22 protein-coding genes are annotated in these 10,396 nt (G+C 51.7%); all 22 read right to left on the reverse strand.

Translation table 11 applies throughout. From position 1 onward, the window contains the following. Window positions 1-778: preprotein translocase subunit SecY (locus tag PsW74_RS29700; protein ID WP_244277859.1), on the reverse strand; the 778-nt coding region annotated here is incomplete at its 3' end. Window positions 779-826: 48 nt separating this feature from the next. Continuing rightward, a complete protein-coding gene (gene rplO / locus PsW74_RS11155) occupies window positions 827-1,294 on the reverse strand; it encodes a 50S ribosomal protein L15 (RefSeq protein WP_063289477.1) in 468 nt (155 codons plus the stop codon). Window positions 1,295-1,313: 19 nt separating this feature from the next. Beyond that, window positions 1,314-1,508: a 50S ribosomal protein L30 gene (gene rpmD, locus PsW74_RS11160; RefSeq protein WP_057463423.1), complete on the reverse strand. Its 195-nt coding sequence runs from the start codon at window positions 1,506-1,508 to the stop codon at window positions 1,314-1,316. Between the two features lie 37 nt (window positions 1,509-1,545). Next, entirely contained in the window at window positions 1,546-2,109 is a 564-nt protein-coding gene (rpsE, locus tag PsW74_RS11165; RefSeq protein WP_008548041.1) for a 30S ribosomal protein S5, read from the reverse strand. Between the two features lie 41 nt (window positions 2,110-2,150). After that, a complete protein-coding gene (gene rplR, locus PsW74_RS11170; protein WP_057463424.1) occupies window positions 2,151-2,504 on the reverse strand; it encodes a 50S ribosomal protein L18 in 354 nt (117 codons plus the stop codon). An 11-nt stretch (window positions 2,505-2,515) separates the two neighbouring features. Then, on the reverse strand, window positions 2,516-3,049 hold the full coding sequence (gene rplF / locus PsW74_RS11175) for a 50S ribosomal protein L6 (RefSeq protein ID WP_063289478.1): 534 nt from the start codon (window positions 3,047-3,049) through the stop codon (window positions 2,516-2,518). Window positions 3,050-3,093: 44 nt separating this feature from the next. Continuing rightward, entirely contained in the window at window positions 3,094-3,492 is a 399-nt protein-coding gene (rpsH, locus tag PsW74_RS11180; RefSeq protein ID WP_057463426.1) for a 30S ribosomal protein S8, read from the reverse strand. Between the two features lie 12 nt (window positions 3,493-3,504). Next, window positions 3,505-3,810, reverse strand: coding sequence for a 30S ribosomal protein S14 (rpsN, locus tag PsW74_RS11185; RefSeq protein WP_057463427.1), 306 nt, complete (start codon window positions 3,808-3,810; stop codon window positions 3,505-3,507). A 33-nt stretch (window positions 3,811-3,843) separates the two neighbouring features. Next, window positions 3,844-4,401, reverse strand: coding sequence for a 50S ribosomal protein L5 (gene rplE / locus PsW74_RS11190; protein WP_057463428.1), 558 nt, complete (start codon window positions 4,399-4,401; stop codon window positions 3,844-3,846). Beyond that, window positions 4,394-4,711 carry a 50S ribosomal protein L24 gene (rplX, locus tag PsW74_RS11195; RefSeq protein ID WP_057463429.1) on the reverse strand — a complete coding sequence of 106 codons (318 nt, stop codon included), beginning with the start codon at window positions 4,709-4,711 and terminating at the stop codon, window positions 4,394-4,396. The genes rplE and rplX overlap by 8 nt, the downstream gene beginning before the upstream one ends. After that, window positions 4,711-5,079: a 50S ribosomal protein L14 gene (gene rplN, locus PsW74_RS11200; RefSeq protein WP_057463430.1), complete on the reverse strand. Its 369-nt coding sequence runs from the start codon at window positions 5,077-5,079 to the stop codon at window positions 4,711-4,713. The genes rplX and rplN overlap by 1 nt, the downstream gene beginning before the upstream one ends. A gap of 58 nt (window positions 5,080-5,137) precedes the next feature. Next, a complete protein-coding gene (rpsQ, locus tag PsW74_RS11205) occupies window positions 5,138-5,380 on the reverse strand; it encodes a 30S ribosomal protein S17 (protein ID WP_057463454.1) in 243 nt (80 codons plus the stop codon). A 10-nt stretch (window positions 5,381-5,390) separates the two neighbouring features. Beyond that, window positions 5,391-5,591, reverse strand: a complete 201-nt coding sequence (rpmC, locus tag PsW74_RS11210; protein WP_063289479.1) for a 50S ribosomal protein L29 — start codon at window positions 5,589-5,591, stop codon at window positions 5,391-5,393. Window positions 5,592-5,614: 23 nt separating this feature from the next. Next, entirely contained in the window at window positions 5,615-6,028 is a 414-nt protein-coding gene (gene rplP / locus PsW74_RS11215; RefSeq protein ID WP_057463432.1) for a 50S ribosomal protein L16, read from the reverse strand. Between the two features lie 43 nt (window positions 6,029-6,071). Further along, the gene (rpsC, locus tag PsW74_RS11220) at window positions 6,072-6,788 is read right to left on the reverse strand and encodes a 30S ribosomal protein S3 (RefSeq protein ID WP_057463433.1); all 717 of its coding nucleotides are present in this window, start codon (window positions 6,786-6,788) and stop codon (window positions 6,072-6,074) included. Beyond that, on the reverse strand, window positions 6,788-7,168 hold the full coding sequence (rplV, locus tag PsW74_RS11225) for a 50S ribosomal protein L22 (RefSeq protein WP_057463434.1): 381 nt from the start codon (window positions 7,166-7,168) through the stop codon (window positions 6,788-6,790). The genes rpsC and rplV overlap by 1 nt, the downstream gene beginning before the upstream one ends. A gap of 2 nt (window positions 7,169-7,170) precedes the next feature. Beyond that, window positions 7,171-7,449 carry a 30S ribosomal protein S19 gene (gene rpsS, locus PsW74_RS11230; RefSeq protein ID WP_057463435.1) on the reverse strand — a complete coding sequence of 93 codons (279 nt, stop codon included), beginning with the start codon at window positions 7,447-7,449 and terminating at the stop codon, window positions 7,171-7,173. Between the two features lie 12 nt (window positions 7,450-7,461). Continuing rightward, a complete protein-coding gene (gene rplB / locus PsW74_RS11235; RefSeq protein WP_057463436.1) occupies window positions 7,462-8,295 on the reverse strand; it encodes a 50S ribosomal protein L2 in 834 nt (277 codons plus the stop codon). A 13-nt stretch (window positions 8,296-8,308) separates the two neighbouring features. Then, the gene (locus tag PsW74_RS11240; protein WP_057463437.1) at window positions 8,309-8,602 is read right to left on the reverse strand and encodes a 50S ribosomal protein L23; all 294 of its coding nucleotides are present in this window, start codon (window positions 8,600-8,602) and stop codon (window positions 8,309-8,311) included. Beyond that, window positions 8,602-9,219, reverse strand: a complete 618-nt coding sequence (gene rplD / locus PsW74_RS11245; RefSeq protein WP_063289480.1) for a 50S ribosomal protein L4 — start codon at window positions 9,217-9,219, stop codon at window positions 8,602-8,604. Before rplD ends, PsW74_RS11240 begins: the two co-directional genes overlap by 1 nt. After that, window positions 9,219-9,935 (reverse strand): 50S ribosomal protein L3, encoded by a 717-nt coding sequence (gene rplC, locus PsW74_RS11250; RefSeq protein WP_057463439.1) that lies wholly within the window; start codon window positions 9,933-9,935, stop codon window positions 9,219-9,221. Before rplC ends, rplD begins: the two co-directional genes overlap by 1 nt. Window positions 9,936-9,956: 21 nt before the next feature. Beyond that, window positions 9,957-10,265 carry a 30S ribosomal protein S10 gene (rpsJ, locus tag PsW74_RS11255; RefSeq protein ID WP_008547405.1) on the reverse strand — a complete coding sequence of 103 codons (309 nt, stop codon included), beginning with the start codon at window positions 10,263-10,265 and terminating at the stop codon, window positions 9,957-9,959. Window positions 10,266-10,396 lie beyond the last annotated feature (131 nt).

Consider the following 10,396-nt stretch of genomic DNA (forward strand, 5'->3'; position numbering starts at 1 on the left):
CAAACATCTTATTGCCCTGTTGGCGACGTGGATACTGAATCAGCAACCGTCGCTGTGCACGTTCCATGAAGACGATAACGCCGATAACCACCACAGACAGTATGATAACTGCCAGAATGATTGGAGTTGCGAGCGCGCCCTGACGACCAAGTTCCAAAGTGGAAGCAATCGCAGAAGGAAGCCCGGCAACAATACCGGAGAAAATGATCAAAGAAATGCCGTTACCAATGCCGCGAGAGGTGATTTGCTCACCCAGCCACATCAAGAACATAGTACCACCAACAAGGGTAAGAACTGTTGCAATACGGAAGAACCAGCCCGGATCGATAACAATGTTCGCGCCAGCCTCAAGACCAACGGAAATACCGTAGGCCTGGAAGGTTGCCAGAATCACTGTACCAAAACGTGTGTACTGGTTAATTTTTTTCCGGCCTTGCTCACCCTCTTTCTTCAGCTGTTCCAAAGTAGGAACAACAGAAGTCATAAGCTGGATGATAATCGACGCAGAAATGTAAGGCATGATGCCGAGGGCAAAAATAGCCATACGCTCGACAGCACCACCGGAGAACATGTTAAACAGGCCAACAATGCCAGTTTGTACGTTTCCGAAGGCCTGTGCGAGCGCGTCAGGATTAATTCCAGGCAGAGGGATATAGGTTCCGAATCGATAAACCAAAAGCGCGCCTAGCGTGAACCAGATCCGCTTCTTCAGTTCCTCGGCTTTAGCAAAGGCAGAAAAGTTAAGGTTTGAAGCAAGTTGCTCGGCAGCAGAAGCCATTCCGCGCTCCGGTCAGTTTGGATACACCCCGAAAAAAAGACAAGGCTGTTAAGCCTTGCCTTCCTTGATTACGACCTTGCCGCCTGCTTTCTCAACTGCTGCAATAGCAGTTTTGGAAGCACCAGCAATTTCGAAAGTTACAGCTGTTTTCAGCTCACCGTCGGACAGAAGGCGTACGCCATCCAGAACACGGCGAACAACGCCTGCTGCAACAAGTGCTTCAACAGTCACCGTCGCGGAAGCGTCAAGCTTACCAGCGTCGATTGCTGTCTGAACACGACCCAAGGACACAATGTTCAGGTCCTTAGCAAAGATATTGGTGAAGCCGCGCTTTGGAAGACGACGATGCAATGGCATCTGCCCGCCTTCAAAGCCCTTGATAGCAACACCCGAACGGGACTTCTGACCTTTGACACCACGGCCGCCAGTCTTGCCCTTACCGGAACCGATACCGCGTCCTACGCGGGTTCGGTCCGAAACAGCACCCGGGTTATCCCGGAGTTCGTTGAGCTTCATGATAGTTCTCCCGGTCCGCTTATGCTTCGTCTAAAACGCGAACCAGATGCTGAACCTTACGGATCATGCCGCGTACTTCTGGAGTATCCTTCAGAGTACGACGACGGTGCATCTTGTTCAGACCCAGACCAATCAACGTAGCACGTTGACTAGCAGGACGGCGAAGCGGGCTACCGATCTGTTCGACTGTTACAGTCTTTTCAGTATTAGCCATGACACTAACCCTTGTTCTCAGTCAGCAAAAGCGAGGCTTATGCCTCAGCCTTTACTGGCGCCGCATCATCGTTGTCACGACGACGAGCCTGCAAGGAAGATACCTTGAGACCACGACGTGCTGCAACAGAACGCGGGCTGTCTTCTTTTTTCAGTGCATCGAAAGTCGCACGAACCATGTTGTACGGGTTGGAAGTACCAAGGGACTTCGCAACAACGTCCTGGACACCAAGTGTCTCAAACACAGCACGCATTGGACCACCAGCGATGATACCGGTACCGGCAGGTGCTGCACGAAGTACAACTTTACCTGCGCCGTGACGGCCTTCAACATCGTGGTGAAGAGTACGACCTTCACGAAGTGGCACACGAACCATAGTACGCTTAGCAGCTTCTGTTGCTTTGCGGATGGCCTCTGGCACTTCACGAGCCTTACCGTGACCAAAGCCAACGCGGCCTTTCTGATCACCAACTACTACAAGAGCGGCGAAGCCGAAACGACGACCACCCTTTACAACTTTAGCGACGCGGTTGATGTGAACGAGCTTATCGACAAATTCGCTGTCGCGCTCTTCACGATCCCGGTTATCCTGTCTCGCCATAATAATGTTTCCCGTTCTCTAGGAGCACCAAAAGGCGCTGATCAGAAGCTCAGACCGCTATCACGTGCTGCATCTGCCAAGGCCTGAACACGGCCATGATAGATATAACCACCACGATCAAACACGACTTCTTTGATACCAGCAGCAATAGCGCGTTCAGCAATAAGCTTGCCTACAGCAGCAGCAGCATCTTTATTGCCGCCGTTTTCTACTTTTACGTCTTTCTCAATGGTAGACGCGGACGCAAGGGTTACACCCTTGGTATCGTCGATGATCTGAGCGTAAATCTGCTTGGATGAGCGGAAAACGGACAGCCGAGGACGACCATTCGCTACCTTTTTGATCGAACGGCGCACACGGGCGCGACGACGTTCGAAAGAATTTCCATTCGCCATGGTCCGTACCGTTACTTCTTCTTGCCTTCTTTACGAACGATGAACTCGTCCGCATAACGAATACCCTTGCCTTTGTATGGCTCAGGTGGGCGATATTCACGAATGTTCGCGGCAACCTGCCCTATCTGCTGCTTGTCAATGCCGTTGATGACAATTTCTGTCGGCTTCGGACATTTGATTTCTACACCCTCAGGAATGTCAAACTTGACATCATGAGAGAAACCAAGAGCAAGATTAAGGGTCTTACCTTGAACCTGTGCACGGTAACCAACACCGGTAATCGCCAGCTGCTTTTCGAAGCCGGAAGTCACACCTGTGATAAGGTTAGCGACCATGGTGCGGGACATACCCCACATAGAACGCGCAGTCTTTGACTGGTTGCGCGGATCAAGACGGATACCATCATCCGCCATATCGACCGAAACGAGATCGTTGACCACGAAGGAGAGTTCCCCCTTCGGGCCTTTAACGATAACATTCTGGCCGTTGATCGTTGCCGTTACCCCGCTTGGCACGGGGACTGGCTTCTTGCCAATTCGAGACATAAGATCAACCTGTCTGTTATTTTAGTTAATCGTGCAATGCCGCGTCAGAAGACGCGACAAAGTACTTCACCACCCACATTTTTCTCACGTGCATCGTGGTCTGCCATTACACCCTGAGGAGTAGACAGAATAGATACACCCAAGCCGTTTGCAACGTGTGGGATGTTCTTGACTGAAGAATACACACGACGACCAGGCTTAGATACGCGCTCAATGGTGCGAATCACTGGTTCACCGTCGAAATACTTCAACTCAATTTCAAGCTCAGACTTGCCTGCACCGAAGTCAACAGCGGTATAACCGCGGATGTAACCTTCGGAAATCAGAACGTCCAAGATGTGTGCGCGCAACTTAGAAGCAGGTGTGCTTACTTTAGATTTGCGACGCATCTGCGCATTACGGATGCGCGTGATCATATCCCCGACTGGATCGGAAATCGACATAGCAGTAACTCCTTACCAGCTCGACTTCACGAGACCCGGGATCTTGCCCAGGGAACCCAACTCACGAAGCGCAATACGCGACATCTTAAGTTTGCGGTAGTAACCGCGTGGGCGACCTGTGACTTCACACCGGTTGCGTACCCGTGTAGGCGCGGAATTGCGCGGCAGCTTTGAAAGCTTCAGCCGTGCATTGAAACGCTCCTCCAGGGACAAGCTCTCGTCCTTGGCCATGGCCTTCAGGGCAGCACGCTTGTCAGCATATTTACTAACAAGAGCTACGCGCCGCTTGTTTTTCTCGACCGCGCTTTTCTTCGCCATCGTCTGTCCTCGTTCCTTTCCCGTATACCGCTTTTATTTGCGGAACGGGAAGTTGAACGCGCGCAGCAGTTCACGCGCTTCGTCATCGGTTTTAGCATTGGTACAAACAACAATGTCCATACCCCACATTTGATCTACTTTATCGTAGTCAATTTCAGGGAAAACAATGTGTTCTTTAAGTCCCATAGCGTAGTTGCCACGTCCGTCGAAGCTTTTCGGATTCAAGCCACGAAAGTCACGTACACGCGGAAGCGCTATTGTGATCAAACGATCCATGAATTCGAACATCTGGTTACGACGAAGTGTAACTTTAGTACCCAGCGGCATATCTTCACGAACCTTGAAGGTCGCGATAGATTTTCTAGCACGGGTAATAACCGCCTTTTGACCAGCAATCAAGCTAAGATCTTCAGCAGCGATACGAGCCTTCTTGCTGTCACCAACAGCTTCACCAACACCCATGTTCAAAACGATCTTTTCGACCGAAGGAATCATCATTGGGTTGGTGTAGTTAAACTTCTCCTGAAGCTCACCACGCACTACATCATTGTAGTGCGCCTTGAGCCGTGGAGTGTAAGTAGCGTCAGCCATCAATCACGTCTCCTGAACGCTTAGCGACACGAACAGTGGCGCCTGCATCATTAGTCGTGAAACCGACGCGGGTCGGCTTGCCATCCTTAGGATCAGCAATGGCAATATTGGAAAGCTGAATTGGAGCTTCCTTTGTGATGATACCACCTTCGCTCTGTTGGGTCTGGCGCTGGTGACGTTTCACCAAGTTAACGCCACGCACGACAGCGCGGTTGTCAGATGGAATCATCTGGAGAACTTCCCCAGTCTTTCCTTTGTCACGACCGGCAATTACGACGACCTTGTCGCCCTTTTTGATCTTCGCGGGCATCAGAGCACCTCCGGCGCAAGCGAAATGATCTTCATGTGATTCTTGCCACGCAGTTCACGAGGAACTGGGCCAAAAATACGTGTTCCGATCGGTTCTTTGTTGTTGTTGATCAGGACGGCAGCATTGCTGTCGAACCGGATCACACTGCCGTCAGCACGACGGATGTCTTTAGCCGTGCGTACGACGACCGCTTTCATCACGTCGCCCTTCTTTACACGACCCCGAGGAATTGCTTCTTTGACGGAGACAACAATGATGTCGCCAACGCCAGCATACTTCCGTTTGGAGCCGCCGAGCACTTTGATGCACATGACACGACGTGCGCCGGAATTATCGGCTACGTCGAGGTTAGTTTGCATCTGAATCATGACTCGTCGCCTTGTTCTTTCTCAGCACTCTAAAAGTTAGAAATGCTGGATGCGTTCACTAGCTCGCTGCTTCCGTAGAAACAACGGTCCATTTCTTATTCTTAGAGATTGGAGCACACTCTTCAATTTGAACGGTGTCGCCAACCTTGTAAGAATTATTTTCGTCATGTGCACGATACTTCTTCGTACGGCGCACAACTTTTTTCAGCAAAGGGTGGGTAAAGCGACGCTCTACCTTCACCGTTACTGTCTTTTCGTTCGCATCGCTAACAACGACACCCTGCAAAATACGCTTTGGCATCATTAGCTCCTTATGCGTTGTCAGACACGCGCTTGTCGCGCAAGACTGTCTGGATCCGCGCAATGTCCCGGCGAACCTGACGGACACGAGCGGTGTTTTCGAGCTGACCAGTTGCTCTCTGGAAACGCAGGTTGAACTGTTCTTTTTTCAGTTCTTCCAGGTTTGCCTTGAGCTCATCTGAGGTCTTAGCTCTTACGTCGCTAGCCTTCATGGCCTTTTCCTTTCGATGTCCGATTACTCACCAATGCGCTGGACGAACCGGCACTTGATTGGGAGTTTAGCAGCGGCCAGACGCATTGCTTCACGAGCAATATCTTCAGACACACCGTCCATTTCGAACATGATGCGACCAGGTTTCACCCGGCACGCCCAGTACTCAGGAGAACCTTTACCCTTACCCATGCGGACTTCAGCCGGCTTGGAGGACACAGGAACGTCCGGGAAGATTCTGATCCACACGCGACCCGCACGCTTCATGTAACGGGTCATTGCACGACGGGCAGCCTCAATCTGACGAGCGGTGATCCGCTCTGGTTCCATGGCTTTCAGGCCAAAGGCACCAAAATTGAGGTCCGTACCACCCTTGGCATTACCATGGATGCGGCCCTTGTGCTGCTTGCGGAACTTAGTACGCTTTGGTTGCAGCATCGTTTTCTCTCGCTTTAATAGTTAAGCCGTGTGAAGGCGCTGCTTACGCAGCGCGCTCACGCCGACCGCCACCTTGGCGTTCGCTCTTGCCACCACCTTCAGTCGCACGACGTTCAGAAGCCATTGGGTCATGCTCAAGGATTTCGCCCTTGAAGATCCAGACTTTAACGCCACACGCGCCGTAAGCGGTGTGTGCTGTAGCAGTGCCGTAGTCGATGTCTGCACGAAGAGTGTGCAGAGGCACGCGACCTTCACGGTACCATTCGATACGTGCGATTTCCGCACCACCAAGACGACCACCGCAGTTAATACGGATGCCCTGGGCGCCAAGACGCATTGCAGACTGAACTGCACGCTTCATGGCACGGCGGAAAGCAACACGACGCTCGAGCTGCTGAGCGATAGATGCTGCAACAAGCGCTGCATCGGTCTCCGGCTTGCGCACTTCAACGATGTTGAGGTGCACTTCCGAATTTGTCATCTCGGACAGCTTCTTGCGAAGACGTTCGATGTCTGCACCTTTTTTACCGATAACAACACCTGGACGACCAGAGTGAATAGTTACACGGCACTTTTTGTGCGGACGTTCAATGACGACCTTGGATACAGCAGCCTGCTTAAGTTCTTTAAGCAGATATTCGCGGATGCGAAAATCTTCATGAAGAAGATCGCCGTATTCGTTCTTGCTAGCAAACCAGCGAGAGTCCCAGGTACGGTTGATGCCAAGACGAAAACCGATTGGATTAATCTTCTGACCCATCAGGCAGTCTCCTCAACTTCCCGAACCACGATAGTCAGGTTGGAAAACGGCTTTAGAATCCGTCCAACACGACCACGAGCTCGCGGCTGGAAACGCTTCATGACAAGCGCTTTGCCAACATAAGCCTCGGCGACGACAAGATTGTCGACGTCGAGATCATGGTTGTTTTCCGCATTAGCAATAGCAGACATCAAGGTCTTCTTGACGTCGCCTGAAATGCGCTTACGGGAGAAGGTAAGATCAGCAAGTGCTGTACCAACCTTCTTACCGCGAATGGATGCAGCAACGAGGTTCAACTTCTGCGGGGAAACCCGCAGCATGCGGCAAACCGCCTTTGCCTCGTTGTCTGGGAGCATCCGCTCATGCTTCTGCTTGCCCATCGCTACTTCCTCTTTGACTTTTTGTCAGCGCCATGGCCGTAGTAGGTACGAGAAGGAGCGAATTCGCCCAACTTGTGCCCAACCATGTCTTCACTGATCAAAACAGGAATGTGCTTTTGACCGTTATAGACGCCAAAAGTCAACCCCACAAAGTGCGGCAGAACGGTAGAACGTCGGCTCCAGGTCTTAATGACCTCATTCCGGCCGGATTCACGAACCTTATCCGCTTTCTTCAGGAGGTAACCGTCAATAAACGGCCCTTTCCAGATCGAACGTGCCACGATCCGTTCCTCTTACTTCTTACGCGCGTGACGAGACCGAACGATAAACTTATCGCTGGACTTGTTACTGCGTGTGCGCTTGCCTTTGGTCGGCTTGCCCCAAGGGGTAACCGGATGACGTCCACCGGAGGTGCGACCTTCACCACCACCATGTGGGTGATCGACAGGGTTCATCGCAACACCACGAACGTGTGGGCGACGACCCAGCCAACGGGAACGACCAGCCTTACCAAGGTTGATGTTCGCGTGGTCCTGGTTGGATACCGCACCAACGGTAGCCATACAGGTGCCAAGAACGCGACGCTGTTCACCGGAAAGCAGACGGATGACTGTGTAACCAGCATCACGACCAACGATCTGAGCGTAAGCACCAGCTGAGCGAGCAATCTGCGCGCCTTTGCCTGGCTTCATCTCGATGTTGTGGATGATGGTACCCACTGGAATAGAAGCCAGAGGCATAGCGTTGCCTGGCTTAATATCCACAGCTTCACCAGCTACAACCTTATCGCCAGCAGCAAGACGCTGTGGTGCAAGGATGTATGCCTGCTCGCCATCATCATAAGTGATGAGAGCGATGAAAGCGGTGCGGTTTGGATCGTATTCCAGACGCTCAACAGTACCGACAACGTCGAATTTACGACGCTTGAAGTCGATCAGGCGGTAGGTACGTTTGTGACCACCACCAATGTTGTTCGCAGTCTTACGACCGTGGTTGTTACGACCTCCGGACTTGGACAGACCTTCAGTCAATTTCTTGACTGGCTTGCCTTTCCAAAGATCAGAACGGTCTACCTGGACCAGCTGACGACGGCCAGGAGATGTCGGATTAAATGTCTTAAGTGCCATTTTGTCCTACCCCTTACAGACCGGTCGTCACGTCGATGGACTGACCATCTTCCAGAGTGACCACAGCTTTTTTGAAGTCGTTCTGTTTGCCGACAACACCTTTGAAGCGCTTGGTCTTACCCTTGCGAACCAGTGTGTTGACTGCTTTGACTTTTACGCCGAACAGAGCTTCAACAGCTGCTTTGATTTCCGGTTTTGTTGCAGTGAGAGCAACCTTGAAAACAACTTTATTCTCTTCAGAGGCAAAAGTAGCTTTCTCGGTGATCACCGGAGATACGATTTTGTCGTAGTGAACGAGCTTGCTCATTAGAAGCGCTCCTCCAAAGCTGCAACTGCCGCTTTGGTCAGGACCAGCGTATCACGACGAAGAATGTCGTAAACGTTGATACCCTGTACCGGCAGTACATCTACGAGTGGAATGTTACGAGTAGCCAAACCGAAGTTTGCATCTACTTCAGAACCGTCCACGAACAACGCACTGTTCAATCCGAGAGAACCGAGCTGGTCCTTCAGAGCCTTGGTTTTGGCTTCTGCTGATTTCGCATCTTCAACAACAATTAGGTTGCCAGAAGCTGCTTTTGCAGACAGAGCATGCTTCAGACCCAGAACACGAACTTTTTTAGGAAGCTCATGAGCGTGCTCACGCACAACTGGACCAAATGCCCTACCACCACCACGGAACTGAGGTGCTTTACGGTTACCGTGACGTGCGCCGCCAGAACCTTTCTGGCGTACGAATTTTTTGGTGGTACCATTAACTTCGGAACGACCCAAAGTTTTATGAGTACCAGCCTGGCGCTTTGCAAGCTGCCAGCGAACAACACGCTGGATTAGGTCGATACGTGGCTCGAGACCAAAGATCTCGTCAGACACTGTGATCGAACCCGCTGCGTTACCGCCGAGGGTTTTAACCTCGAGTTCCATCACTCACCTTCCTTCCCGGCTTCAGCCGCTGCAATAGCAGAGTTCTGACGGAATGCACCTGGTACAGGAACGTTCTCTGGCAGAGCCTTCTTAATTGCATCACGAACCAGGATCCAACCGCCTTTAGAGCCAGGTACAGAACCTTCAACCATGATCAGACCACGTTCTACGTCAGTACGTACAACTTTCAGGTTCTGAGTGGTTACGCGTTCAGCACCGAGGTGTCCGGCCATTTTCTTGCCTTTAAACACCTTACCTGGATCCTGACACTGACCGGTAGAACCGTGCGCACGGTGTGAAACAGACACACCATGAGAAGCGCGACCACCACCGAAGTTGTGACGCTTCATCGCACCAGCAAAGCCCTTACCGATAGAGGTGCCGGTTACATCCACGAACTGACCGTTAAGGAAGTGGTCAGCTGTAAGCTCAGCACCAACTTCGATCAAGTTCTCTTCAGAAACACGGAACTCAGCGAGTTTGCGCTTAGGCTCAACTTTTGCAACTGCAAAGTGGCCACGCATCGCGCGGTTCGTGTTCTTAACTTTTGCCGCACCTACGCCCAACTGAAGCGCAGTGTAGCCGTTCTTGTCTGCCGTCCGGTGAGCAACAACTTGACAGTTGTCTAGACGCAGTACTGTAACGGGCACGTGTTCGCCTGCCGCGTTATAGATACGGGTCATACCCACCTTCTGTGCGATCACTCCAGAACGCATTACTGTGTCCCCTTGCCGCACTTAGAGCTTGATCTCGACATCAACGCCAGCAGCCAGGTCGAGCTTCATCAAAGCATCTACTGTCTGTGGTGTTGGGTCGACGATGTCCAAAAGACGCTTATGAGTGCGCATTTCGAACTGATCACGGCTCTTTTTATCAACATGCGGTCCGCGAAGTACTGTGTACTTCTCAATCCGCGTCGGCAACGGAACTGGTCCACGCACTTGTGCGCCGGTCCGTTTCGCCGTGTTCACGATTTCCTTAGTGGAAGCGTCAAGAACACGGTGATCAAACGCCTTCAGGCGGATCCGTATATTCTGACCGTTCATGACTAATCCTTAACTGAGCAAGGCAACTGCGGTTTAACACAAGATCAAACCGCAGTTCGAACTCAATTCTTATTCGATGATTTCAGCTACAACACCAGCGCCGACGGTACGACCGCCTTCACGGATAGCGA

The organism is Pseudovibrio sp. W74 (genome assembly GCF_001623085.1).
Taxonomy (GTDB): domain Bacteria; phylum Pseudomonadota; class Alphaproteobacteria; order Rhizobiales; family Stappiaceae; genus Pseudovibrio.